Origin of the sequence: Variovorax sp. Sphag1AA (assembly GCF_014192575.1) — a bacterium.
GTDB lineage: Bacteria > Pseudomonadota > Gammaproteobacteria > Burkholderiales > Burkholderiaceae_C > Variovorax.
Genome location: NZ_JACHYC010000004.1, coordinates 136,167 through 159,319, shown reverse-complemented (window position 1 = coordinate 159,319; position 23,153 = coordinate 136,167). Strand labels below are relative to the sequence as shown.

General features: G+C 65.4%; 24 protein-coding genes and 1 tRNA gene. 15 read left to right on the top strand and 10 right to left on the bottom strand.

Features of this window, described 5'->3' with window-relative positions:
- Positions 1-11 precede the first annotated feature (11 nt).
- The gene (locus tag FHW64_RS16800) at positions 12-413 is read left to right on the top strand and encodes a YadA-like family protein (RefSeq protein WP_184528220.1); all 402 of its coding nucleotides are present in this window, start codon (positions 12-14) and stop codon (positions 411-413) included.
- A 70-nt stretch (positions 414-483) separates the two neighbouring features.
- Here FHW64_RS16800 and FHW64_RS16795 read toward each other — a convergent pair whose 3' ends face one another.
- Entirely contained in the window at positions 484-1,374 is an 891-nt protein-coding gene (locus FHW64_RS16795) for a LysR family transcriptional regulator (RefSeq protein ID WP_184528218.1), read from the bottom strand.
- Positions 1,375-1,440: 66 nt separating this feature from the next.
- On the opposite strand from FHW64_RS16795, the gene FHW64_RS16790 reads away from it, so the two are divergent.
- The 4 genes from FHW64_RS16790 to FHW64_RS16775 all read left to right on the top strand — a co-directional run bounded on the left by FHW64_RS16790 (position 1,441) and on the right by FHW64_RS16775 (position 6,397).
- Positions 1,441-2,625 (top strand): YbfB/YjiJ family MFS transporter, encoded by a 1,185-nt coding sequence (locus FHW64_RS16790; protein WP_184528217.1) that lies wholly within the window; start codon positions 1,441-1,443, stop codon positions 2,623-2,625.
- 17 nt (positions 2,626-2,642) lie between these two features.
- Positions 2,643-3,236, top strand: coding sequence for a carboxymuconolactone decarboxylase family protein (locus FHW64_RS16785; RefSeq protein WP_311733319.1), 594 nt, complete (start codon positions 2,643-2,645; stop codon positions 3,234-3,236).
- A gap of 96 nt (positions 3,237-3,332) precedes the next feature.
- The gene (locus tag FHW64_RS16780) at positions 3,333-5,054 is read left to right on the top strand and encodes an ABC transporter permease subunit (RefSeq protein WP_184528213.1); all 1,722 of its coding nucleotides are present in this window, start codon (positions 3,333-3,335) and stop codon (positions 5,052-5,054) included.
- Between the two features lie 14 nt (positions 5,055-5,068).
- Positions 5,069-6,397, top strand: coding sequence for a nitrate/sulfonate/bicarbonate ABC transporter ATP-binding protein (locus FHW64_RS16775; RefSeq protein ID WP_184528211.1), 1,329 nt, complete (start codon positions 5,069-5,071; stop codon positions 6,395-6,397).
- Here FHW64_RS16775 and mnmH read toward each other — a convergent pair.
- Positions 6,369-7,436, bottom strand: coding sequence for a tRNA 2-selenouridine(34) synthase MnmH (gene mnmH / locus FHW64_RS16770; RefSeq protein ID WP_184528209.1), 1,068 nt, complete (start codon positions 7,434-7,436; stop codon positions 6,369-6,371). The genes FHW64_RS16775 and mnmH overlap by 29 nt on opposite strands.
- A 90-nt stretch (positions 7,437-7,526) precedes the next feature.
- Between mnmH and FHW64_RS16765 the strand changes: the two genes are divergently transcribed.
- Both FHW64_RS16765 and FHW64_RS16760 read left to right on the top strand, forming a co-directional pair.
- Positions 7,527-8,159, top strand: coding sequence for an ABC transporter ATP-binding protein (locus tag FHW64_RS16765; RefSeq protein ID WP_260305059.1), 633 nt, complete (start codon positions 7,527-7,529; stop codon positions 8,157-8,159).
- Between the two features lie 73 nt (positions 8,160-8,232).
- Positions 8,233-8,308 (top strand) — tRNA-Gly (locus tag FHW64_RS16760).
- A gap of 45 nt (positions 8,309-8,353) precedes the next feature.
- On the opposite strand, the gene FHW64_RS16755 is transcribed toward FHW64_RS16760, so the two are convergent.
- The 3 genes from FHW64_RS16755 to FHW64_RS16745 form a co-directional block, all read right to left on the bottom strand.
- Positions 8,354-9,802, bottom strand: a complete 1,449-nt coding sequence (locus FHW64_RS16755; protein WP_184528207.1) for an NAD(P)/FAD-dependent oxidoreductase — start codon at positions 9,800-9,802, stop codon at positions 8,354-8,356.
- Between the two features lie 8 nt (positions 9,803-9,810).
- Complete coding sequence (locus FHW64_RS16750) at positions 9,811-10,092, bottom strand: hypothetical protein (RefSeq protein WP_184528205.1); 282 nt, start codon at positions 10,090-10,092, stop codon at positions 9,811-9,813.
- Positions 10,093-10,237: 145 nt separating this feature from the next.
- Positions 10,238-10,867: a flavin reductase family protein gene (locus tag FHW64_RS16745; RefSeq protein WP_184528203.1), complete on the bottom strand. Its 630-nt coding sequence runs from the start codon at positions 10,865-10,867 to the stop codon at positions 10,238-10,240.
- A gap of 36 nt (positions 10,868-10,903) precedes the next feature.
- On the opposite strand from FHW64_RS16745, the gene FHW64_RS16740 reads away from it, so the two are divergent.
- From FHW64_RS16740 to FHW64_RS16715, 6 genes are all read left to right on the top strand, one after another.
- Positions 10,904-11,794 carry a DUF3014 domain-containing protein gene (locus tag FHW64_RS16740; RefSeq protein WP_184528201.1) on the top strand — a complete coding sequence of 297 codons (891 nt, stop codon included), beginning with the start codon at positions 10,904-10,906 and terminating at the stop codon, positions 11,792-11,794.
- 147 nt (positions 11,795-11,941) lie between these two features.
- Positions 11,942-12,808 carry a branched-chain amino acid ABC transporter permease gene (locus tag FHW64_RS16735; RefSeq protein ID WP_184528199.1) on the top strand — a complete coding sequence of 289 codons (867 nt, stop codon included), beginning with the start codon at positions 11,942-11,944 and terminating at the stop codon, positions 12,806-12,808.
- Complete coding sequence (locus FHW64_RS16730) at positions 12,808-13,809, top strand: branched-chain amino acid ABC transporter permease (protein ID WP_184528197.1); 1,002 nt, start codon at positions 12,808-12,810, stop codon at positions 13,807-13,809. The genes FHW64_RS16735 and FHW64_RS16730 overlap by 1 nt, the downstream gene beginning before the upstream one ends.
- Positions 13,802-14,566 carry an ABC transporter ATP-binding protein gene (locus FHW64_RS16725; RefSeq protein WP_184528195.1) on the top strand — a complete coding sequence of 255 codons (765 nt, stop codon included), beginning with the start codon at positions 13,802-13,804 and terminating at the stop codon, positions 14,564-14,566. Before FHW64_RS16730 ends, FHW64_RS16725 begins: the two co-directional genes overlap by 8 nt.
- Positions 14,553-15,260, top strand: a complete 708-nt coding sequence (locus FHW64_RS16720) for an ABC transporter ATP-binding protein (protein ID WP_184528193.1) — start codon at positions 14,553-14,555, stop codon at positions 15,258-15,260. Before FHW64_RS16725 ends, FHW64_RS16720 begins: the two co-directional genes overlap by 14 nt.
- Before the next feature lie 36 nt (positions 15,261-15,296).
- A complete protein-coding gene (locus tag FHW64_RS16715) occupies positions 15,297-16,478 on the top strand; it encodes an ABC transporter substrate-binding protein (RefSeq protein WP_409350633.1) in 1,182 nt (393 codons plus the stop codon).
- Positions 16,479-16,488: 10 nt separating this feature from the next.
- On the opposite strand, the gene FHW64_RS16710 is transcribed toward FHW64_RS16715, so the two are convergent.
- From FHW64_RS16710 to FHW64_RS16700, 3 genes are all read right to left on the bottom strand, one after another.
- Complete coding sequence (locus tag FHW64_RS16710) at positions 16,489-17,778, bottom strand: RNA polymerase sigma factor (RefSeq protein WP_184528190.1); 1,290 nt, start codon at positions 17,776-17,778, stop codon at positions 16,489-16,491.
- 21 nt (positions 17,779-17,799) lie between these two features.
- Positions 17,800-18,225 (bottom strand): YciI family protein, encoded by a 426-nt coding sequence (locus FHW64_RS16705; RefSeq protein ID WP_184528188.1) that lies wholly within the window; start codon positions 18,223-18,225, stop codon positions 17,800-17,802.
- Positions 18,226-18,378: 153 nt separating this feature from the next.
- Positions 18,379-18,951 carry a DUF4124 domain-containing protein gene (locus FHW64_RS16700; protein WP_221210384.1) on the bottom strand — a complete coding sequence of 191 codons (573 nt, stop codon included), beginning with the start codon at positions 18,949-18,951 and terminating at the stop codon, positions 18,379-18,381.
- A gap of 116 nt (positions 18,952-19,067) precedes the next feature.
- On the opposite strand from FHW64_RS16700, the gene FHW64_RS16695 reads away from it, so the two are divergent.
- Both FHW64_RS16695 and FHW64_RS16690 read left to right on the top strand, forming a co-directional pair.
- Positions 19,068-19,448, top strand: coding sequence for a hypothetical protein (locus tag FHW64_RS16695; protein WP_184528186.1), 381 nt, complete (start codon positions 19,068-19,070; stop codon positions 19,446-19,448).
- Positions 19,449-19,462: 14 nt separating this feature from the next.
- Positions 19,463-19,699 (top strand): glycine zipper domain-containing protein, encoded by a 237-nt coding sequence (locus FHW64_RS16690; protein ID WP_184528185.1) that lies wholly within the window; start codon positions 19,463-19,465, stop codon positions 19,697-19,699.
- Between the two features lie 20 nt (positions 19,700-19,719).
- On the opposite strand, the gene gcvP is transcribed toward FHW64_RS16690, so the two are convergent.
- Together gcvP and gcvH are read right to left on the bottom strand one after the other, a co-directional pair.
- On the bottom strand, positions 19,720-22,641 hold the full coding sequence (gene gcvP / locus FHW64_RS16685) for an aminomethyl-transferring glycine dehydrogenase (protein ID WP_184528183.1): 2,922 nt from the start codon (positions 22,639-22,641) through the stop codon (positions 19,720-19,722).
- Positions 22,642-22,770: 129 nt separating this feature from the next.
- On the bottom strand, positions 22,771-23,148 hold the full coding sequence (gcvH, locus tag FHW64_RS16680) for a glycine cleavage system protein GcvH (protein WP_184528181.1): 378 nt from the start codon (positions 23,146-23,148) through the stop codon (positions 22,771-22,773).
- Positions 23,149-23,153: the final 5 nt, after the last annotated feature.

Here is a 23,153-nt window from a genome sequence, read left to right as displayed (position 1 = left end):
GCGAGAACGTCGTGTCGGTCGGATCCGCGGGCAATGAACGCGCAATCGCCAACGTGGCCGATGGTGTGGTGGACACCGACGCCGTGAACAAGCGCCAACTCGACGCCGTTTCGGCGAGCAACCAGGCCTACACGGACCAACGCATCGACCAGGTGCAGTCGGACATCGCCAGCGCCCGGCGCGACTCCAACGGCGCGGCTGCAGCAGCCATGGCGGTGGCAACGCTGCCCCAGGCGGTCATCCCGGGTCGGGGCATGGTCTCCGCCTCGGTGAGCAACATGGATGGCGAGTCGGCCATCGCAGTGGGTGTCTCGAAGGTGTCCGAAAACAGCCGCTGGGTCACGAAGCTTGCTGGCACGGCCAACACTCGCGGCAAGCTCGGCGTGAGCGCCGGTATCGGCTTCCACTGGTAAGCAGACCGGTTCTGTGAATGAAAGGGGCGGCGCGCACAGCGCCGCCCCTTTCGCTTGTGCGGGCGGGCAGCTACTTCGTCTTCTGGATGTCTTCGCGCAAAGGCTTTTTCAGCATGTCGATCAGCCGTGCGAGTGCTACCGAGGGCGTCCCCTTCCACACGAGATGGGTCCGGTTGTGTCGCATTCGCTCCGGCAGCTGATGCTGGCGGACATCCGCCGTCGCGCGCAGCGCCTTGAGCACCGACACGGGCACGATCGCGAAGCCGGTACCGGCGGCCACGCAGGCGATCATTGCCTGATAAGAAGAAAACTCCAGCGAGCGGGAGGGCGACACGCCGCCCTTGCCGAGCCACTGCTCGAGCAAGCGGCGATACGAGCAGCCTTGTGCAAAGGCGATCAGCGTCGAATTGGCAAGGTCGCCCGGTCGCGTCACGGAGGTCACGCTCAGGGCCGTGACGAGAACCAGTTCTTCCTCGAACACCGGAAGCGACTCCAGACCGACCGACGAGAACGGCTCAGACACGAACGCGGCCTCGATCTCGAAGGCATTCACCCGTTTCAGCAGTGCACCCGTGGTGCCGCTGACCAGTTCCACGACCACCCCGGGGTAGAACTTGTGAAAGCGCGAGAGCACCGGCGCGAGCCGGCTGCCGGCGGTGCTCTCGAGCGAGCCCAGTCTGAAAGTGCCGAGCGGTAGATCGCTGCGCAACTCGGACTCTGCCTCGTCCGCGAGTCGAAGCAGGCGGTCCGCATAGGGCAGCAGCTTGAGTCCTGCCGGTGCCAGCGCCAGCGTGCGACCCTGTCGATGGAAGAGCTTGTGCCCAAGGCGATCCTCGAGCTGCTGGATGCGCGTGGTCACGTTCGACTGCACGCGGTTGAGCTTGTCGGCCGCGCGGATCACGCCACCCTCGGCCACGACAGTGCGAAAGATCTCGAGGGAGTCCAAATCGATGGTTCTCATAATCAGAATGATCGTTCTGAATAATTCATTTGTGGCCGACTCGCATTCTGCGTCTAATGAGATGCCATGTCGAATCCCACCCTCACCATGTCGCGGCCTTCCTATGTGTCCGTCTGTGTCGCCGGCCTGTTGGCGCTGGCAATCGCGATGGGCATCGGCCGATTCGCCTTCACCCCGATGCTGCCGCTGATGATCCGCACTGGCACCCTCGACGTCGCGGCCGGAGGCTGGCTTGCGGCAGCGAACTACGCGGGCTACCTGCTCGGTGCGTTGACCACCGCGCGCCTGCCGCTCACGCCGCAGCGTGTGGGGCTCCTGTCGCTCGCGATCATCGTGCTCTCGACCGCTGCGATGGGTTGGTCGGGCTCGGTCGCGTTCTGGCTGGCGCTTCGTTTCCTTGCAGGTGCCGCAAGTGCGTGGGCACTGGTGAGCACCAGCGTCTGGTGCCTCGCGTGGCTGGCGCGGCTGGACCGGCCCTCCGGCGCAGGAATCCTTTATGCGGGCGTTGGCGCGGGGATCGCGCTTGCTGGCCTCTATTGCTGGCGCGCCGGTGCGGCGGGGGCGCCGCCGGAGAGCCTCTGGATACAGCTGGGGATGCTTGCGCTGGCGGGGCTGCTGATCGTGGCAACGCTGATGCCACGCGATGCAACGACTACGACTGCGGCGTCGCGCGCCGGTGAGGGCGCTGCTCTCACGGGGCAAGTGCCCTGGGGCCTGGTGCTCAGCTACGGCATCCTCGGCTTCGGGTACATCCTGCCGGCCACCTTCCTGCCGGTGCTGGCGCGAGCGGTGGTCGACGATCCGTCGGTCTTCGGTGCCGCATGGCCGGTGTTCGGCACGGCGGCGGCGATCTCGACATTGCTTGCGGCGGCGGTGCTGGGTCACGTTTCGCGGCGCCGGGTGCTTGCGGGCAGTCATGCGCTGATGGCGCTCGGATGCCTTCTGCCGGTGATTCACCTTTCCGTGCTCACCGTGCTGGCCGCGGCGCTGCTGGTCGGCGGGACTTTCATGGTCGCGACCATGGCCGGCATGCAAGAGGCGAAGGCCAGCACCATCGGCGATCCGACAAGCGCGCTCGGCAGAATGACCGCCGCATTCGCAATCGGCCAGATGGCGGGCCCGATCCTGTCGTCCGCCCTCAGCGGATCGGCACAGGGCTTCGGCGGCCTCTTTGTCGCGCTGGCCATCGGCGCGGTGGCGCTGCTGGCAAGCGCCGCATGGTTGCTGCGCGAACCGAGATCGATCGCTTGAACGAAAGGAACTGCAACGTGCTTCAACAAGGCCACACCTTCCCCTGGACCGACCGCCTGCCGATGCCGTCGGCCGAATCGATGACCGATGCGCAGCGTGCGGCCGCGCAGGCGCTGATCGATGGACCTCGCAAGGCGGTATTCGGCCCCTTCATCCCCCTCTTGCAAAGTCCGGTGCTCATGGAGCGCATCGGCAGCCTCGGGGAATACCTGCGCTTCGACAGCACGCTGGATCCCCGCGTGCGCGAGTTGGTGACTTGCGCGGTCGCGAGGCACGTGGGCAACCAGTTCGAATGGGTCGTCCATGCCACGGCGGCAGTCAAGGCCGGCGTCAGCGCCGATGCAGTCGAGGCGCTGCGACTCGGTCGCCGCCCGACGACGCTGACGGAAGACGAACAGCTCGCGCTGGACTTCGCGCAGGAGCTTCTGCGCAACAACGGCGTGAGCGAACCCACTTATGCCGCAGCCGAACTGCGCTTCGGAAAGCCAGCAGTGGTTGATCTCAGCGCACTCGTCGGCTACTTCGCGATGGTCTGCTGGGTCATGAACGTGGCCCACACGCCGGTCAAGCCGGCAGAGGGACAGCCGGGGCTCGACGCCTTCCCGCTCTAAATTAAAGATCAGTTACAGGTCAGCTTTTCGCCTGCTTCGGCGAGAGAATCCGCGCTGCGCGGACAGGGTCCGTGAATCCGACCCTTCGATCCGCACATGCTCGATAAACGCTTCTTCCCGCGTCAGGCCGTCGCGTCTGGCGGCAACCGCTGGGACTGGGCGCTGCTGCCCCTGGTGCTCGCGACGCTCTTCGCGCTGGCCTACGGCGGAGCGCAGATGGCGCGCCCGTACGAGCTGGGCCAGCCGCTTCCGATCAGTCTCGAACCCTGGATGCTGCCGTATTACCTGCTGCGCACGACGCTGCGGATGTTCCTCGCCCTGGGTGCGTCGTTGGTCTTCGCCTGTGTGTTCGCGGTGCTCGCGACCCGCTATCGCGTCGCGGAAAAGATCCTGGTGCCGATGCTGGACATCCTCCAGTCCATCCCCATCCTCGGCTTCCTGTCGATCACCGTCACCGGCTTCATCGCGCTGTTCCCGGGCAACCTGCTCGGCGTGGAATGCGCGGCGATCTTCGCGATCTTCACCTCGCAGGCATGGAACATGGCGTTCAGCCTGTACCAGTCGCTGCGCACGGTGCCGCCTGAACTGCGCGAGGCGGCGTCGGTGTTCCAGCTTTCGCCCTGGCATCGGTTCTGGCGCCTCGAACTGCCCTTTGCGGCACCGGGCCTGCTGTGGAACATGATGATGTCGATGTCCGGCGGCTGGTTCTTCGTCGTCGCTTCGGAAGCGATTTCGGTGTCGAACCAGAACATCAAGCTGCCGGGCGTCGGCTCGTATATCGCAATGGCAATCGAGGCGCGCGACCTCGGCGCGATCGGCTGGGCCATCGGCGGGATGCTGATCGGCATCGCGCTGTACGACCAGCTCTTCTTCCGCCCGCTGATCGCGTGGGCCGACAAGTTCCGCTTCGAGGAGGGCAGCACCGAGGATGCGCCGCGCTCGTGGTTGCTCACCTGGCTGCGTCGCACGGACCGCATCAAGCGGATCATCATCGGCGCGATGAGGCCGTTCGAGCGGGCGCTGGTGCTGTTCCGCCGGGATTTCGACGGGACCTCGATCAAGGCCCGCCCGCGTCCGCCCGATCCGGCAGTTACGCGCGTGTGGGACGCCACCATTGCGGCCGCGGTACTGCTGGCACTGGTGTGGCTCGTGCGCTTCATTCACACCGAGGTCGGCTGGGTCGAGGTTGGCCATGTCTTCGTGCTGGGCTTCTACACGCTGCTGCGCGTCATCGTGCTGATCGCCCTTGCAGCGCTGGTGTGGGTTCCGATCGGCGTGTGGATCGGCATGAATCCGCGCTGGGCGGGGCGGCTGCAAGGTGTCGCGCAATTCCTGGCGGCCTTTCCGGCCAACCTGATGTTCCCGGTCGCGGTGCTGTTCATCGTGCGCTGGCACCTCAACCCGAACATCTGGCTCGCGCCGCTGATGGTGCTGGGCACGCAGTGGTATCTGCTCTTCAACGTGATCGCGGGGGCATCGACGATCCCGACGGAGCTGCGCTATGCGGCGGAGAACCTCGGGCTCACCGGCTGGCTCAAGTGGCGGCGCTATCTGCTGCCGGCGGTGTTTCCGAGCTTTGTCACCGGCGCGATCACCGCAAGTGGCGGATCATGGAACGCGAGCATCGTCGCCGAATACGTGACCTGGGGCGACACCACGCTGCAGGCGGCGGGGTTGGGCAGCTACATCGCACAGATGACCGCGATCGGCGACTTTCCGCGCATCGCGCTTGGCATTGGCGTGATGTGCGTGTTCGTCATGGGCATGAACCATTTCGTCTGGCGCCGGCTCTATGAGCGCGCCGAGACCAGGGTCTGAATAGAGGAGCACGCATGGCCGAAGCCATCATCGAACTCAAGGGGGTGGGCAAGTCCTTCCGCTCGGCCGACGGCGCCGCGCGCGCGGTGCTCGAAGGCGTGGATTTCCGGCTCGCCGAAGGCGAGATCGTGGCGCTGCTCGGCCAGTCCGGCTCGGGCAAGTCGACACTGCTTCGCATCCTGGCGGGCCTCATCGGCGCGGACGGGGGCACCGTGAGCTATCGCGGCCAGCCGCTCTATGCACCGGCGCGCGGTATCGCGATGGTGTTCCAGTCGTTTGCGCTCTTTCCGTGGCTCACGGTGCAGCAGAACGTCGAGCTCGGCCTGGAGGCGCGCGGCATCGAGGCTGCGGAGCGTGCACGACGTGCCAGCGCGGCGATCGAGCTGATCGGCCTTGCCGGCTTCGAGGGCGCGCTGCCGCGCGAACTCTCGGGCGGCATGCGGCAGCGGGTGGGCATCGCACGTGCGCTCGTGATCGAGCCCGAAGTGCTGCTGATGGACGAGGCCTTCTCCGCGCTCGATGTGCTGACTGGTGAGCGCCTGCGCGACGACATCCTGCAGCTCTGGGGCAGCGGCGCGATGCCCACCAAGGCGATGCTGATCGTCTCGCACAACATCGAGGAAGCGGTGCTGATGGCCGACCGCATCCTGATCTTCGCGGCCGATCCGGGGCGGGTGCGCGCCGAGTTGCCGATCCATTTGCCGCGGCCACGCGATGCCGACAGCCTCGAGGTGCGTGCATTGATCGATGAGGCCTATGCACTCATGACCGAACGTGCGCCCGCCGCAGGTCGCGCCGCCGAGGAACCGGTGCGCATGCATCTGGGTGATCGACTCCCCGAAGCCGACATTGGGCGGATGGAGGCGCTTCTGGAGATGCTTGTCGAGGACGATCGGGATGGACGCGCCGACCTGCCGCAGCTCGCCGAGGAGACCGAACTCACCGACCACGACCTGCTGCCGCTTTCACAGGCGCTAGCGCTGCTTGGCTTCGCGAAACTGGCGGATGCGGACCTGCATCTGACCGAATTGGGCAGGCGCTATGTCGGGGGCACGCACACGTTGCGGCAGCAGTTGCTGGGCCAGCAATTGCTCGCGCATGTGCCGCTGGCGGCCCACATCCGCCACAGCCTGGAGCAGGCGCCATCGGGCGAATTGCCGCAGGAACCGTTCCTCGAACTGCTGAAGGAGAGCCTCGACGAACCCACTGCCGAGCGGGTGCTGCGCACTGCGATCGAATGGGGCCGTTACGGCGAGGTGTTCGAGTACGACCTGCGCACCGGCCTCATTCACCTGCCGGTAGGCGAGGAAGAGGCTACCGAACCATCGACGGGACCGGGCTGAGCGCAAGGACGGCATCGGCCAGTCGCTCGATGCCCTGCTCGGAGAGATCGTCGGATTCGATGCGCTGCCGATCGGTCCACGATGCGAAGTGCTGCGCTTGCGAGCGTGCGTAGTGCGGGTCGTAGTGCAGCGCCATCAGCTCCGCGAAGAGTGGTGCGAGTTCGCGGCCACGCGCCCAGGCCTGCCACCGCTGCACGGTTTCCTTGCCTTGCAGCTCCTTGAGCAACCCGAGTTGCGTGGCGAGCGCCTCGCCGTCGTCGCCGAGGTAGGCGTAGTCGCGCAGCAGGTACGCGAGGCGCGCCTCGGGTGTCGCCGCAACCTCGATGCAGGGGCTCGCACGCATGCGCGCCACCAGAGGAATGGGCACGGCAATGCGGCCGATGCGCGGGCTTTCGCCTTCCACGTAGAGCGGGCGGTCGAGATCGATGCCGTCGAGCACCTGCGCGATGCCCGTCTCGAACGCTTTTTGCGAAGGCTGGGGCGTGCCCGGCAGCGCGCCGAGCAGCGAGCCCTTGTGCCTGGCGAAGCCTTCGAGGTCGAGCACCTGCGCGCCGCGTGCCGCGAGCGCCTGCAGGACGCGGGTCTTTGCGCTGCCCGTCGCGCCGCACAACACGAGCAGCGGCAGGCGAGGCGAGAGTGCCTCGATCTGCTCGATCACATGATGGCGAAAGCTCTTGTAGCCGCCGGAGAGTTGCTGCGCGTCCCATCCCACGAGACGCAGCCACGTCACCATCGACCCGCTGCGCATGCCGCCTCGCCAGCAGTACACCAGCGGCTTCCAGTTCGACGGCCGGTCTGCAAATTGCCCGCGAAGGTGCTTTGCCAGATTCGCGGCCACCATCGCGCCGCCGACGCGCCGCGCCTCGAAAGCGCCCTGTTGCTTGTAGAGCGTGCCGACGATGCGGCGCTCCTCGTCATCGAGGACGGGGCAGTTGATGGCCCCGGGAATGTGGTCCAGCGCGAACTCGGCCGGCGAGCGTGCGTCGACGAGGGTGTCGAACGCAGGCAGGTCTGCCACGCGGACGGGAGAGCGGTTCATGGTTTATTCAGGCGATGATCGGAGGCACGTAAAACTCGGGGAGTTGGCACAATGCCGGGCATCCGGAGGCCTCGAAGAAGAAACATCAAGATGGATTGGACAGCCCTGACAAAGTTTTCCCACGATGATGGTTGCAGCCGCAACGCTGCACCGGGTCGCCTTTCAGAGATTCTGGCACGCACGGGTGCGGCGATCGCCGGCCTGTCGCTCGCACTGTGTGCTGGCGCGGCGCAGGCCCAGGATTCCCAAGCCCCAGCCGAGGCTCAGGCCCAGGCACCAGCCGATCGATTCGACGGCAAGCCGTTCTGGGAACTGGTGATCGGTCCGTTCGCGGTGCACTTCAGCAATGAGAGCGACCACAAGCACGTTTTCCTGCTGGGCATCGAGCGCAACTTGCCGGGCGCGCCGGAATGGTCGTATGCCGATGCGACCATCTGGGGGTTTTCGGCTTTCAGAAACTCGTTTGGCCAGTCCTCTGCCTACGCCTACTATGGCTTCCGATGGGACAACCTGTTCGGTCACCCGAATTGGTACGCAAAGATCAGCGGTGGCGTGATCTACGGCTACAAAGGCGAGTACGAAGACAAGGTGCCCTTCAACCATGACGGCTTTGGCCTTGGCATCATTCCCGCGATCGGCTATCGCGTGACGCCGAACGATGCGGTGCAGATCGGCACACTCGGCACGGCCGGGCTGATCTTCACGTATAACCGCCGCTTCTGAAATCTTTTACGGCCCGTCAGGGTCGAGCCCAGATTTCGGGCTAGAATACGAGGCTTCGCAAAACGCGAAACATGCGGGAATAGCTCAGTTGGTAGAGCGCAACCTTGCCAAGGTTGAGGTCGCGAGTTCGAGTCTCGTTTCCCGCTCCAATTCAAAAAAAGAGGCTTCGGCCTCTTTTTTTTCGTCCGCGCCTTTCAGGAAAAGCGCATCACCCCATCGTCCACCGCGCCGAACCTCAGTGTCACCAGGTCGGCAAGGTAGTTGTGGTTCAGCTTCCACGGCTTCTTCGTGCCTTGCTTCGGCAACTGGTCGATCGCGCGCTGGAAGTAGCCCGATGAGAAATCGACCCACGGCTGCAAGGCCATGTCCGCATCGTCCACGCGAGGCACGCATTGCCGCGCGCCGGTCTGCTTCATGTGATTGAGCAGCCGGCAGACGAATGTGGCAGCGAGGTCTGCCTTCAGCGTCCACGACGCGTTCGTGTAGCCGAAGACCGAAGCGAAGTTCGGCACACCGGCAAACAAAACGCCCTTGTAGTTGACCAGTTCGGCCGGCGCCAGCTTGCGTCCGTCCACGCTCATTTCCAGTCCGCCGACCAGCTTTAGTTTCAGGCCGGTCGCGGTCACGACGAGGTCCGCGGGCAACACTGCGCCGCTGGCGAGTCGTAGGCCGGTCTCGGTGAACGATTCGATCGTGTCCGTGACGACGCTGGCGCGCCCGCTGCGGATGGCCTTGAAGAGATCGCCATCGGGCACGAAGCACAGGCGCTGCTCCCACGGGTTGTAGCTGGGGGTGAAGTGTGTCTCGACGTCGTACGCGGGGCCGAGCTGCTGTCTAACAAGCTTCAGCAACGTCGCCTTCGCGAAATCGGGCCGGCGCCTGCACAGTTTGAACAGGCCGACGGAGATCAGCACGTTCTTCCAGCGCGTCACTGCGTGCGCGGCTCGATGCCCGGCGAAGCGCTGCAGCCATCGGGCGATCGGGTCCACCGTGGGTAGGCTCAATACGTATGAAGGTGAGCGCTGCAACATCGTCACTTGCGCCGCAGTCCTGGCGAGTTCCGGCACCAGCGTGACGGCGGTTGCTCCGCTGCCGATCACGACGACACGCTTGCCCGCATGGTCGATGTCGTCCGTCCAGTGTTGGGGATGCACGACGCGGCCGCAATACCGTTCGAGTCCCGGGAAGCCTGGCGTGTAGCCTTCCGCGTAGTCGTAGTAGCCGCTGCACACCAATAGAAAGGCGCATTCGAAGACGACGCGCTCGCCGGATTCGCGCTCGGCCTCGACGGTCCACCGTGCGGCGTCGGATGACCAACTTGCCGATCGCACGCGGTGGCGATAGTGGATCAGGCGATCCACGCCGGTCTCGCGCGCCGTCGCTTGCAGGTATTCGAGGATCGAGCGCCCATCCGCAATCGAGCGGGCTTCCGTCCACGGACGGAACGAATAGCCCAGGGTATGCATGTCCGAGTCGGACCGTACGCCCGGGTAGCGGAAGAGATCCCAGGTGCCACCCAGCGTCTCGCGCGCCTCGAGGATGGCAACGCTGCGTTCGGGGCAGAGCCGCTGCAGGTGGGCGGCCGCACCGATGCCGGACAACCCGGCGCCGACGATCAGTACGTCGACGAAGTCACCGGCCATGACTCCCGTCAGGCTTTGGACTGACCTTCGCGCCGGTTGGCACCCAGCGCATAGACGACGGGCTTTTCATCAGGAAGCTTCGGAGCCCCTGAGCCTTCGCCCAGCGGTACGTGCGATGTCCCGTAGACCTCCCGCTCCAGCCGCTTGGCGCGTTCCGCGTACATGCGGGCGAGGGCGCCGTGGTGCTCCGCGGCGGCCTGGTGCTCGATGCGCGCCAGGTTGGCCTCTTCGAGCAAGGTCATGATGCGGCGAAGATGGCCGTTTCGATGGGGCTGGAAGATGTTGAACATCGGATCCTCCGAATACGTATACCTGCAAGGCGTCAGTTTTAACGTGATTCGGCAAGTTCGTGCATGTCAGCCAAGCTCCACGATTGACGTAGGCCGCCCGGCCAGTGACCCGCCGTTGGCCAAAGCAGTAGAGTGGAAAGATTGCCTACATCTCGTCGATCTGCGTGCTGCGGCTGCCGCCCTGCGCCGCCAGCGAGTAGCGTTCACGCGTCTTCACGTAGAAGCTGGCGCCGAAGCGTCCGACCGGGAAGTAGTGCTGCAGCCGCACGCGCCAGGTCTCGGTGTCGATGAGTTCGTCGCGCGCATGCATCCAGCGCACCTGGCCGATGAAGATCTGCCGGCTTTCGGTTTCAAGCGTTTCCCATAGCGTGCATTCGAAGGCCACCGGCGCCTCTGCGATGCGCGGAGGCTTCACGGCACTGCTTGGAAGCGCGGTGAAGCCGACCACATCGAGCTCGCTCACGTGCGGCGGATGGCGATCGCCACAGCGGTGCATCTGCTCAGCAATGTCCTCGTCGGCCAGGTGGACGACGAATTCGCGGGTGCGGACGATGTTGGCCGCCGTATCCTTGAGCGCGTTGTCCTGCAGGCGGTTCACGCTGATCATCACGATCGGCGGTTCTTCGCCGAGCATGTTGAACATGCTGAAGGGCGCCGCGTTGACCACGCCGTCTTCGCCGATCGTCGTGACAAGCGCGATCGGGCGCGGCACGATCAGGCTTGCCATCAATTTGTAGCGCTGGTACTCGGTGAGTTGCGAGAAATCAACGTCCATGATGATTTTTGAAAAGTGAGAGAGGAGCATTCGACCATGCCCCAAAACGACCCAGCAGAATTCAGGCCAGCACGCGAATCCTCGATGTGGCTTCCGGTCGTCGTCATCCTCGCGGTGCTGGCCGCCGCATTCGGTTGGTGGCGCTGGTCGCAGCAGCGAGAGGTGCCGGCCGAGGCCCCACCCGCCGCGATGGCACCGCAGCCCCAACCCGCGCCCGCCGATGTGCCGCCGCAGCCGCCGGTCGCGACGGGACCGCAGAACCCGATGGACAACCTCGCGGAGCCCGAAAAGGCGCTGCCTGCGCTGAACGACGCCGACGCGCGCGTGACCAGCGCGCTCAACGATCTGCTCGGTCGCAAGAATGTCACGTCCTTCCTGCAGCTCGACGGTTTCGTCCGCCGCGCGGTTGCGACCGTCGACAACCTGCCGCGCGAGCACGCCACGGCGCGCATGTGGCCGGTGCTGCCGACGCCGCAGCGCTTTGCGGTCCAGGGCAATGGCGATGTGAAGACGATCAGCCCCGACAACGGCGCCCGCTACACGCCCTTCGTGCTCTTCGTCGAATCGATCGACCCGGCGCGCGCTGTCGCGCTCTATGCGCGGCTGTATCCACTGTTCCAGGAGGCCTTTGAAGAGCTCGGCTATCCGAATCGCTACTTCAACGACAGGCTCGTGGCGGTCCTCGACCATCTGCTGAAGACACCCGAGCCCACCGGGCCGATCCAGGCCAAGCTCACGGAAGTGAAGGGCGAGATGCCGTTGGAGAACCCCTGGACGCGCTACGAGTTCGCGGACCCGCAGCTCGAGGCACTCTCGGCGGGGCAGAAGCTGCTCATCCGCATGGGACCGGTGAACGAGCGGCGCATGAAGGCGCGGCTCTCCGAACTGCGCCGCCTTGTCGCGACCGGGACGATGGCCAAGAAGTGACCTACCGAACGGTAGGAATCCGAGTCTCCTAGGCGACGCAATCTCGGGAGAAACCTTAGTCGGCGTCGCTCAGCACGCTTCCACAATGGGCCGCTTCGATACAGCCCCTGCGCACTCCTGCCGCGCACGGGACAGCCGAGGAACCCAGTGGAACTGTTTTTTCAGCAACTTCTCAACGGCCTCACCATCGGCGGCGTCTACAGCCTCGTGGCCCTGGGGCTGACACTCGTCTACGGCATCCTGCACGTGCCGAACTTTGCGCACGGTGCCTTCTACATGGCGGGTGCGTTCGCCGGCTACTACCTGATGGTCAAGCTCGGCCTGAACTACTGGCTGGCCATGGCTGGTGCTGCTGTGGTGGTTGCGGTGATCTCGATGCTCGCGCAGCGGCTCGTGTTCCATCCGCTGCGCAATGCGCCCGAGCTGCACGACATGATTGCCGCGATCGGCATCCTGCTCTTCCTCGAAGCTGGCGCGCAGGCGCTGTTCGGCGCGGACTTCCATCGCATGCCGACGCCCTATGGGCAGGTGGTCGAGATATTCGGCCTCACTGCGCCGCTGCAGCGCCTGCTGATCATCGCGGGCGCGTTCGGGCTGATGGTGCTGTTGCATCTGTTCCTCAACCACACGGTGATCGGCTCGACCATCATCGCGATGGCGCAGAACCGCGACGGTGCTGCGCTGGTGGGCATCGACGCATCGCGCGTCACGCTGCTGGTGTTCGCGATCTCGGGTGCGCTGGCTGCCATCGCGGCGGTGCTTTATGCGCCGATCAACCTGGTCTACCCGGCGATGGGCAATCTCGTCATCACCAAGGCCTTCGTGATCATCATCCTCGGGGGCATGGGCAGCTTCCCAGGTGCGATCGTCGGCGGGCTGATCATCGGCATGGCCGAGAGCTTCGGTGGCTTCTACGTGTCGACCGACTACAAGGACATCATCGCGTTCGTGCTGCTGGTGGTGATCCTGTCGTTCCGCCCGCAGGGCCTGTTCACGATGAAAGGGGCCCGCTGATGCGCTTCCTGGAAGGAAAGGCCGGCTGGGCACTGCTCGCCGCTCTGGCCCTGGCGTTCCCGCTCGTCGCGCCGAACAACTACCTGCTCTCTGTCGCGACGCTGGCTTTCATCATGGCCATCGCCGCGCTGGGGTTGAACCTCATCACAGGCTACACGGGGCAGTTCAACCTCGCGCATGGCGCCTTCATGGCGATCGGTGCGTACACGGTCGGCATCCTGACCGTCGATCATCAGGTGCCGTTCTGGATCGCCTTCGCCCTCGCGGGCGTGGTGACCGGCGTGCTGGGCTATTTCATCGGCCTGCTGTCGCTGCGTCTGCGCGGCCACTACTTCTCGATCTTCACGCTGTGCGTGAGCTACATCCTCTTCCTGCTCATCGAGAAGTGGGAAAGCCTCACGCACGGACCGGTCGGCATCATGGGCATCCCCGCGCCGACGGGCATCGGCCCGGTGCAGTTCGGCACGCCGCTTTCGCAGTACTACCTCGTGCTCGCATTTCTCGCGCTCGGGTTGTGGGTGATGGCGCGCATCGTGCGTTCGCTGGTGGGTCGCAGCTTCATGGCGGTGCGCAACAGCGACGATCTGGCGGAGGCGCTGGGTATCGACCTGATGCGCACCAAGACGCTGTCCTTCGTGCTGTCGGTGATCTATGCAGGCTTCGCAGGTGCGCTCTATGCGGGCCAGGTGCGCTTTCTCGGGCCCGATCTCGCGAGCGAAGCCGTGACCTTCGATCTCATCATGTTCGTGCTGGTCGGTGGCGTGGGCACGCTGCTCGGGCCGCTGGTGGGTACCTTCCTCGTCACATGGCTCACGCAGAGCCTCCAGTTCCTGCAGGACTACCGAATGGTCGTCTTCGGCCCGGTGCTGGTGGCGCTGATCATCTTCCTGCCTGACGGCATCGTCGGCACCTGGCTCAAGCGCCGTGCGCGTCGCGCGGATGCCGTTCAGGCTCAGGGCCAATCGCAGGTCGCGGTGACGGAGGCCGAGTCCCATGCTTGAGATCGACGCACTGACTAAACAATTCTTCGGCCTTACGGCGGTCGACGCGGTGACCACTCGCTTCGAGCGCGGCCATGTGAGCGCCATCATCGGGCCCAACGGCGCGGGCAAGACCACGTTCTTCAATCTCGTCGCCGGCACGCACAAGCCGACTTCGGGCCGCATCACCTTCAAGGGGCAGGATGTCACGGGCATGCGCCCCGACCATGTCGCGCGACTGGGCATCGCACGCACCTTCCAGACGACGCACCTGTTCGACAACGCGAGCGTGCTGGACAACCTGATCGTTGGCCACCGCCTGCGCACGCGCTCGGGGTTGTGGGACGTGCTCGCCAATTCAAAACGGCTTCAGGAAGAAGAACGCCTGTGCCGCGAGAAGGCCCGCGAGGCGCTCGATTTCGTCGGGCTCTCGCACATCGCCAACCGCATCGCGGCCGACATCACGCAGGAAGAGCGCAAGCGCGTCGCCTTCGCGCTGGCACTTGCGACCGATCCCGAATTGCTGCTGCTAGACGAGCCGGCGGGTGGCGTCAATCCCGAAGAGACCGTCGGCCTCGCGGCGCTGATCCGCAAGCTGGTGGACCACGGCAAGACCGTGTGCCTGATCGAACACAAGATGGACATGATCATGCGACTGGCCGACAAGATCGTCGTGCTCAACAACGGCGCGAAGATCGCCGAAGGCACGCCGGCGGAGATCCGTCGCGACCCGCATGTGATCGAAGCCTACCTGGGGACGGACCATGTTGCGGTTTGAGAACGTCGACCTGCACTACGGCAGTTTCCGGGCCTTGAGCGGGGTGTCGCTGCATGCGGCGCCCGGCGAGCTGGTGGTGCTGCTCGGTGCCAATGGCGCAGGCAAGACGTCGATCTTCATGGCGGCCAGCGGCATCCAGAAGCCGAGCGCAGGCAGCATCCGCTTCGGCGACAGCGAACTCATCGGCCAGCGTCCGGCGCAGATCGTTGCCTCTGGCCTCGTGCATTGCCCCGAGGGGCGCAAGCTGTTCCCGATGATGTCGGTGCGCAAGAACCTCACCCTTGGCGCGTATGTGCATCGCCGCGACAAGGCAGGCATCCAGCGTTCGATCGACGAGGTGTTCAGCCTCTTTCCGATCCTGGAGAAGAAGCAGGACCATCCGGCCGGATCGCTCTCCGGCGGCCAGCAGCAGATGGTGGCGATCGGCCGTGCGCTGCTCGGGCGGCCCAAGCTGCTGTTGCTCGACGAGCCTTCGCTCGGGCTTGCACCGCTGATCGTCAAGCAGGTGTTCGAGGTGATCCAGCGCATCAACCAGGCCGGCACCACGGTGCTACTGGCGGAGCAGAACGCGTATTCGGCACTCGCAATCGCGCATCGCGCCTACGTCATCGAGCGAGGCTGCATCACGCTGGAAGGCGATCGAGATTCGCTGCTGAACAACGAAGCAGTGCGTGCCGCCTACATCGGCGGCTAGCCGTTCTTTCAATCAACCACAAGGAGACATCTGATGCTGAGACATTCCTCGACCCGCCGCCGCTTCGCGTTGCTGCCCACTGCGCTGGCACTGCTGGGTGCGTTCGGAGCCGGTTCGGCCTTTGCGCAGGACACCGTGAAGATCGGCTTCACCGGCCCGTTGAGCGGTGGCGCGGCGCTCTACGGCAAGAACGTGGTCAACGGCATCGAGATGGCGATCAAGGAGATCAACGCCGCGGGCCTCGAAGTCGGTGGCAAGAAGGTCAAGCTGGAGCTGGTTGCGCTGGACGACAAGTATTCGCCCGCCGACGCCGCGATCAACGCGCGTCGCCTCGCGCAGCAGTACCAGGCGCCGGTGGTGTTCGTGCCGCACTCCGGTGGCATCTACGCGATGCAGGCCTTCAACGAGCAGGAGAAGTTCATCGTGATGGCGTACTCCAGCACGCCGAAGATCACGGAGACGGGCAACAAGCTCACCATCCGCGTTCCCCCGACTTTCAACTCGTACATCGAGCCCTTCACACGCTACGAGATGAAGAAGTTCGGCAAGAAGGTCGGCATGCTGCCGGGCGATCATGAATACGCGAAGAACTGGACGCAGCTCTTCGGCCCGGCATGGGAGAAGGCGGGCGGCACGATCGCATCGAACAACCCGATGTCCTACAACCGCTCGGCGGACTTCTACAGCGGCGTGAGCCGCGTGCTCGCCGAGAAGCCGGATGTGCTCTTCGTCGGTGGCCCCTCGGAGCCGACCGCGCTGGTGGTCAAGCAGGCGCGCGAGCTGGGCTTCAAGGGTGGCTTCCTGATCATGGACCAGGCCAAGCTCGATGAGATGGCGAAGGTCACCGACGGGCTCGGGCCTTTGGAAGGGTCGATCGGCGTGCTGCCGGTGTCGTATGACGAGCGCGTCGGTCCCAAGACCTTCGCGGCGGCCTACCGCAAGGCCTATGGCGCCGACAAGGACCCGACCACCGAGTCTTCGTACAACTACGCGATGACGCACGCGGTGGCGGCAGCAATGAAGCTCGCCGGCACGACGAGCGATGCCACCGCGATCCGCGCCAAGATGGGCGAGGCGATCAGCAAGCTGCCGAAGGAGACGAACGCCGGCGAGTTCAAGGGCGTCGATGCAGTGGGCGGCACCGTGGTTGATCCACTCGTCGCCACGGTCGAGGGCGGCAAGATCAAGCCGGTGAACCTCAGCGACCTGATGAAGTAACGCAGCGGGCTCAGTGGGGGCTGGTCGAACAGGCCAGCGCCCGCGCGAGCAACAGCTTGCGTTCGCGCGCGTTGCGAGTGAGCTCGGCGGCGCGCTTGAATTCCTCGCAGGCCTCGCCCTTGCGGCCGAGTTTCGCGAGCAAATCGCCGCGCACACTCGGCAGCAGGTGATAGTCCTGCAGCAGTGGCTCCGAGCGCAGTGCGTCCACCAGTTCGAGGCCGACTGCCGGCCCGAACGCCATCGACAGCGCGACCGCGCGATTGAGCTCGACGACCGGGGAGGGCGCCAGTTGTGCGAGCGCTTCGTACAGCGCGGCGATGCGCGGCCAGTGGGTCTCCTCGGCGGTGCGCGCGCGTGCATGGCAGGAGGCGATCGCGGCCTGCAACGCATACGGTCCAAGTGCACCGCCCAGCTTCTCGGCGCGAGCCAGTGCCGCGAGGCCACGCCGGATCAGCAACTGATCCCAGCGCGAACGGTTCTGCTCGAGCAGCAGGATCGGATCGCCCTTCGCATCGACACGCGCTGCGGCGCGCGACGCCTGGATCTCCATCAGCGCGACAAGGCCGTGCACCTCTGCTTCGTGCGGCACCAGTTCGGCGAGGATGCGCCCGAGCCGCAGTGCTTCTTCGCACAGCGCAGGGCGCATCCAGTCGTCGCCTGCGGTTGCCGAATAGCCTTCGTTGAAGACGAGGTAGATGACTTCAAGCACCGATGAGAGCCGAGCCGCAAGCTCGTGCGCGCGCGGGGCTTCGAAAGGAACGCGCGCCGCCGTCAGCGTGCGCTTGGCACGCACGATGCGCTGCGCGATCGTCGGTTCCGGCACGAGGAAGGAGCGCGCGATCTCGTCGGTGGTCAGCCCGCCGAGCAGACGCAGCGTCAGCGCGACCCGGGCTTCGGGTGAGAGCACCGGGTGGCAGGCGGTGAAGACGAGGCGCAGCAGGTCGTCGCCGACGTCATCGTCGAGCGCGGCATCGACCGCATCGGCGAAGTCGGACTCTGCAATGGCGTGTCGCGCATCGAGCTCGCGGCCGATCTCCTCTTGCTTGCTCGCGTGCAGGCTGCGCCGGCGCAGCAGGTCGATCGCGCGGCGCCTGGCCGCGGTGGTCAGCCACGCGGCAGGGTTGTTCGGAAGCCCGCCCTGCGGCCATTGTTCGAGCGCGGCGAGCAGGGCCTCCTGGGCGAGCTCCTCCGCAACGCCGACGTCATGCACCAGCCGCGCGAGTGCACCGATGATCCTCGCGGACTCGATGCGCCACACGGCGTTGATGGTGCGGTGGATCTCGTCGACGTGTGTCGTCATCGGGCGGCGCCGCTGGACGGATCAGCCGTTCTTCTTCGCCGCCATTTCAGCGACCAGGCGCTTTTCCTGCTCGCGCAGTTCGGGCGTCATTTCGGCGCCGAAATCTTCCAGCTCGAAGACCTGCCGCAGTTCCACTTCCTCGCCGCCATCGAACGGTGCGCGCTTGAGCCATTCAATGGCTTCCTCGCGGGAACGCACCTGCCAGAGCCAGTAGCCGCAGATCAGCTCCTTGGTCTCGCTGAACGGCCCGTCGATGACGGTGCGCTGCTTGCCGGAAAAGCGCACACGCGCGCCCTTCGAAGTCGGGTGCAGCCCTTCGCCGGCGAGCATCACGCCGGCCTTGACCAGTTCTTCGTTGTACTTACCCATTGCGGTGAGCATTTGTTCCGTGGGCATCACGCCGGCTTCTGTGTCCTTGTTCGCCTTGACCAAGACCATGAATCGCATGTCGTTGCTCCTGTGACTGGGTTGCGAGTTCGGCACCGGCCGGTGCGGCCGGCTCGTTTTCCGAGCCTCTGTTTGTACGTCGAAGGAGACCGTGCGAAATCGACAACCCCGGCGACCCGTTGTTGTAACGGGTTGTTCCGATTTGGGCAGGGGTCAGTTGCAGACAGTGGTCGTGCCGACCGGCCGGCATGTCCTGCCGTCGATGCTGCGATAGCGATCGAGTTGGCCGGTGGTGCGATCCCAGTGGTTGCCCTGCACGTCCTTGCAGGTGCGGTCTCCGCATTTGGTGATGCGCGGCCGCATGTCGCGCGGGCGGTTGGGTGGGCGATTGACGCCGGGGCTGTAGTAGCCGTCGTCGATCCACATCGGGTCTTCGCCGCGATCGCTCCAGCGCGAGTCATCTGAACGGCCACCAGCGCCGTTGCCCGTGCGGCGGCCGTCGATGATGATTGGCCCGGCCGGTGTCGGGGGCGGCGCCGTGGCGACGCTGGAATCGTGATCGGGCGGGGTGCTACGGACGGGCGCGGGCTGGCGGTCCCCGCCCACGACCGCGATGGGGTCAGTGGTCGTCACGCTGGCCACTTTCCGAGCGCCGTGCGGGCAGGAGCCATCGGTGTAGCTCACGTTGCCCGCTGCGTCCGTGCAACGGATCACCTCGGCTCCGGCAGGGAACCCGAAGGTCGCGAGAACAGCCGCAAGAACCAGCGATGCGCGCATGAATGACATTCTCCTCCTCGATCAAGAGAGCGCGCACTCGCAGTGGTTGATTGCAACTTTGACGCGCTTGACATGGCTCGACGGCACAGCGCAGGATCGATCGCGCATCAACAGCGGAGAACACAATGTCATCCAAACTGCAAATGCGAACGGTGCTGTCTGCGGCCTGCGTGGCGCTGACGTTGGCGTGGGCCCCGGCCAAGGCGGACGAGGTGCCGGTCGTCACCGGCGAGCAGTGGACCAAGTCGAGCGAAGCGGTGAAGAAGGCCTATCTCGTGGGGCTTGCGAACATGGTCCAGGTGGAGATGGCCTACTACGGCAAGAACCATCCGACCGATGCCCAGAGCTTCGTGCCGCGTCTCTCCAAAGGCATGCAGGGGCAGACGCTCGACAGCGTGCGTCAAGGTGTGGATGGCTGGTATGCGGCCAACCCGAACGGCCTGAAGCGGCCCGTCCTGGACATCATCTGGTTTGAAATGGCCGTGCCCGGCCTGCAGAAGAAGTGAAGGGGAAACAGATCATGAAACGAATGAACTGGCTCCTGGCGGTCGCAGCGCTCGCAACGGCCGCGGCCTGTACGGACATGACGCCGCAGCAGCAGGGCACAGTGAGCGGCGCGGCGATGGGCGCTGCTGCCGGTGCCGGCATCGCCGCCATTGCAGGAGGCGATGCCTGGACCGGCGCCGCGATCGGTGGCGTGGCCGGCGGTGTCGCCGGCAACATCCACGGCGGACGGCAGCAGCAGCGCTGGTGGTAGGCCCCTAGGCCCGCCCGGGCCTACTCGGCCGAAGCCGCGCTCGTCGCCAGTTCGCTAACAGGCACGCAGCTGCAGAACAGGTTGCGGTCGCCGTACACGTTGTCGACGCGCCCGATCGGCGGCCAGTACTTGGCAGTCTTCAGCGTCGCGAGAGGGAAGGCGGCCAGTTCGCGTGAATAAGGACGCTCCCAGTCGGTCCCGAGCAGGCTCGCGGCGGTGTGCGGCGCGTTCTTTAGCGGGTTGTCTTCCTTCGGCCAGACGCCTTCCTCGATGCGGCGGATCTCGCCGCGGATGGCGATCATCGCGTCGATGAAGCGGTCCAGCTCGGCGAGCGGCTCGCTCTCGGTCGGCTCGACCATCAGCGTGCCCGGCACCGGGAAGCTCAGCGTTGGCGCGTGGAAGCCGTAATCGATGAGCCGCTTGGCGACGTCTTCGGCAGTCACGCCGCTCGCATCCTTCAAGGGGCGCAGATCGAGGATGCACTCATGCGCCACATGGCCGTTGGGGCTCGAATACAGCGTCGGGTAGTGGTCCTTCAGGCGCGCGCTGATGTAGTTGGCGCTGAGGATCGCGGTTTCGGTCGCGGCCTTGAGGCCCGCCGCACCCATCATGCGGCAGTACATCCAGCTGATCGGCAGCACCGCCGCATTGCCTAGCGGCGTAGCCGACACGGCACCGACGCCGTTCGACGCGATACCACCGGTCGCGTGCCCCGGCAGGTAGGGCACGAGGTCTTCCACGACGCAAACCGGCCCCACGCCCGGGCCGCCGCCGCCGTGCGGAATGCAGAAGGTCTTGTGCAGGTTCAGGTGGCTCACGTCACCGCCGAATTCGCCCGGCGCCGCGATGCCGACGAGCGCGTTCATGTTGGCGCCATCGACGTACACGCGGCCGCCATGTGCGTGAACGATCTCGCACAGCTCCTTGACGCGCGTTTCGAACACACCGTGCGTGCTGGGGTAGGTGATCATCACCGCGGCCAGCTTGTCGCTGTTCGCCTCGCACGCGCGCTTCAGGTCGTCGATGTCGACGTTGCCCTCGGCATCGCATGCGGTGACCACCACCTTCATGCCGACCATGTGCGCGCTCGCCGGATTGGTGCCGTGCGCCGAGAACGGAATCAGGCACACATTGCGATGCCCTTGGCCCTTCGCCTCGTGAAAGGCCTTGATCGCGAGCAGGCCGGCGTATTCGCCCTGAGAGCCGGCGTTCGGTTGCAGGCTGATGCCGGCATAGCCGGTGGCTTCGCAAAGCCACGCGCGCAACTGCTTGTCGAGCTGGTCGTAGCCAAGGCGCTGCTCGGCCGGTGCGAAGGGATGGATGTTCGCGAACTCGGGCCAGGTGATGGGGATCATCTCGCTGGTCGCGTTGAGCTTCATCGTGCAGCTTCCGAGCGGGATCATGCTGCGGTCGAGTGCGAGATCCTTGTCGCCCAGGCTGCGGATGTAGCGCAGCATCGCGGTCTCGCTCTTGTGCGTGTTGAAGACCGGATGCGTGAGGAACGCCGAGGTGCGGCGCAGGTCCTCGGGGATGCGCGAGGTCACGCGCGCCGAGAGTTCGTCGAAGCGCGGCATCGGGGTGCCGGTGGGCACGAAGAGTGCCCACAAGATCTCGATGTCGGCACGCGTGGTGGTCTCGTCGAGCGAAATGCAGAGGTGGTTCTGCACGCGCTGGCCGAGGTTGACGCTGGCCGCTTCGGCGCGTTCGACGATCTTCGCGGTGTCTTCGCTGGTCTTGACCGTGAGCGTGTCGAAGGCGGTCGCGTTGACCAGCTCGCGGCCCATCTGTTCGAGGCCTTGTGCAAGCACGGCGGTCAGAGCCGCCACGCGCTGCGCGATGCGCTTGAGGCCTTCGGGGCCGTGATAGACCGCGTACATGCTGGCGATCACCGCCGGCAGCACCTGCGCGGTGCAGATGTTCGAGGTCGCCTTCTCGCGACGGATGTGCTGCTCGCGCGTTTGCAATGCGAGCCGGTACGCCGGCGCGCCATGCGTGTCGACGCTGACGCCGACGATGCGGCCGGGCAGCGAACGCTTGAAGTCATCGCGACAGGCAAGGTACGCCGCATGCGGGCCGCCGTTGCCCATCGGCATGCCGAAGCGCTGCGTGCTGCCGCAGACGATGTCGGCGTCCCATTCGCCGGGCGGCGTGAGCATCGTGAGTGCGAGCAGGTCGGCTGCAACGCAGAAGGCTGCGTCGAACTGATGCGCATGACCCGCGAGCGGCCGCAGGTCGTGCACGTGGCCCGTCGTGGCCGGGTACTGCGCCAGCACGCCGAAGAACTCGCAGCTCGCCATCAGGTGCGGCAGCGTCTCCGAGATCGTGCTCACCCGCACTTCGATGCCGAGCGGCGCGGCGCGCGTCTTGATGACTTCGATGGTCTGCGGATGGCAGTCGCCAGAGACCAGGAAGACGTTGCTCTTGCTCTTCACGCTGCGGCGCGCGAGCGTCATCGCTTCGGCTGCGGCCGTTGCTTCATCGAGCATCGACGCATTGGCGATCGCCATGCCGGTGAGGTCGCACACCATCGTCTGGAAGTTGACCAGCGCTTCCATGCGCCCTTGCGAGATCTCGGCTTGATAGGGCGTGTAGGCGGTGTACCAGGCCGGGTTCTCGAGCACGTTGCGCAGGATCACACCCGGCGTGTGCGTGCCGTAGTAGCCCTGGCCGATGTAGCTCTTCGCGACCTTGTTCTTCGCCGCGATCGCCTTGAGTTCGGCCAGCGCCTCCGCTTCGGTGATGGCCGGCGGCAGGCGCATCGGCTTGGCGCGGCGGATGGCCGGCGGCACGATGCCGTCGATCAGCTCCGCACGCGTGGCGGAACCGATGGCCGGCAGCATGCGCGCTTCGTCCTGGGCTTCGATCCCGATGTGGCGTGCAATGAATTCATCGGCGTTCTCGAGATCGCCGAGCGAAGGGGTGAGGGGCAGGACGGACGACATGTTCAGATCGAAGGTGAAGGTTCCGGTTTTGACCAGGGATACCGCAGAACTGGCTTCGCCAGGCTGCTGGTATCGCCCCCTCGAAGGGGGTGGCGAGAGCGACACGCAGTGCGCGAAGCCTAGGGGTGGTCAGCTCTCGGCTGAGAACTTCTCGTAGGCGGTTTCGTCGAGCAGGGCTTCGAGTTGTGCGGGTTCGCTCACACGCACCTTGAAGAACCAGCCGCCTTCCATCGGCGCGCTGTTCGCCAGCGACGGATCGGCGCGCAACGCTTCATTGACTTCAGTGATCTCGCCGGAAACGGGCATGAACACGTCCGCTGCCGCCTTCACCGACTCGACCACACCAGCCACCTCACCCTGGGCGAAGGACTTTCCCACCTCCGGCAGGTCGACGAAGACCACATCGCCCAGCGCATCCTGCGCGTGGACGGTGATGCCGACGGTGACGAGCGCCGCATCCGATTCGGTGCGGACCCACTCGTGATCCTTGGTGTACTTGGTGGTCATGAACA

What these genes read in the sequence shown, in the direction of transcription:
- FHW64_RS16795 (WP_184528218.1), bottom strand. Translation starts at nt 1,374, where the DNA reads ATGAGAACCATCGATTTGGACTCCCTCGAGATCTTTCGCACTGTCGTG.
- FHW64_RS16790 (WP_184528217.1), top strand. Translation starts at nt 1,441, where the DNA reads ATGTCGAATCCCACCCTCACCATGTCGCGGCCTTCCTATGTGTCCGTC.
- FHW64_RS16780 (WP_184528213.1), top strand. Translation starts at nt 3,333, where the DNA reads ATGCTCGATAAACGCTTCTTCCCGCGTCAGGCCGTCGCGTCTGGCGGC.
- FHW64_RS16775 (WP_184528211.1), top strand. Translation starts at nt 5,069, where the DNA reads ATGGCCGAAGCCATCATCGAACTCAAGGGGGTGGGCAAGTCCTTCCGC.
- mnmH (WP_184528209.1), bottom strand. Translation starts at nt 7,436, where the DNA reads ATGAACCGCTCTCCCGTCCGCGTGGCAGACCTGCCTGCGTTCGACACC.
- FHW64_RS16765 (WP_260305059.1), top strand. Translation starts at nt 7,527, where the DNA reads ATGGATTGGACAGCCCTGACAAAGTTTTCCCACGATGATGGTTGCAGC.
- FHW64_RS16755 (WP_184528207.1), bottom strand. Translation starts at nt 9,802, where the DNA reads ATGGCCGGTGACTTCGTCGACGTACTGATCGTCGGCGCCGGGTTGTCC.
- FHW64_RS16750 (WP_184528205.1), bottom strand. Translation starts at nt 10,092, where the DNA reads ATGTTCAACATCTTCCAGCCCCATCGAAACGGCCATCTTCGCCGCATC.
- FHW64_RS16745 (WP_184528203.1), bottom strand. Translation starts at nt 10,867, where the DNA reads ATGGACGTTGATTTCTCGCAACTCACCGAGTACCAGCGCTACAAATTG.
- FHW64_RS16740 (WP_184528201.1), top strand. Translation starts at nt 10,904, where the DNA reads ATGCCCCAAAACGACCCAGCAGAATTCAGGCCAGCACGCGAATCCTCG.
- FHW64_RS16730 (WP_184528197.1), top strand. Translation starts at nt 12,808, where the DNA reads ATGCGCTTCCTGGAAGGAAAGGCCGGCTGGGCACTGCTCGCCGCTCTG.
- FHW64_RS16725 (WP_184528195.1), top strand. Translation starts at nt 13,802, where the DNA reads ATGCTTGAGATCGACGCACTGACTAAACAATTCTTCGGCCTTACGGCG.
- FHW64_RS16720 (WP_184528193.1), top strand. Translation starts at nt 14,553, where the DNA reads ATGTTGCGGTTTGAGAACGTCGACCTGCACTACGGCAGTTTCCGGGCC.
- FHW64_RS16710 (WP_184528190.1), bottom strand. Translation starts at nt 17,778, where the DNA reads ATGACGACACACGTCGACGAGATCCACCGCACCATCAACGCCGTGTGG.
- FHW64_RS16705 (WP_184528188.1), bottom strand. Translation starts at nt 18,225, where the DNA reads ATGCGATTCATGGTCTTGGTCAAGGCGAACAAGGACACAGAAGCCGGC.
- FHW64_RS16700 (WP_221210384.1), bottom strand. Translation starts at nt 18,951, where the DNA reads ATGTCATTCATGCGCGCATCGCTGGTTCTTGCGGCTGTTCTCGCGACC.
- FHW64_RS16695 (WP_184528186.1), top strand. Translation starts at nt 19,068, where the DNA reads ATGTCATCCAAACTGCAAATGCGAACGGTGCTGTCTGCGGCCTGCGTG.
- FHW64_RS16690 (WP_184528185.1), top strand. Translation starts at nt 19,463, where the DNA reads ATGAAACGAATGAACTGGCTCCTGGCGGTCGCAGCGCTCGCAACGGCC.
- gcvP (WP_184528183.1), bottom strand. Translation starts at nt 22,641, where the DNA reads ATGTCGTCCGTCCTGCCCCTCACCCCTTCGCTCGGCGATCTCGAGAAC.
- gcvH (WP_184528181.1), bottom strand. Translation starts at nt 23,148, where the DNA reads ATGACCACCAAGTACACCAAGGATCACGAGTGGGTCCGCACCGAATCG.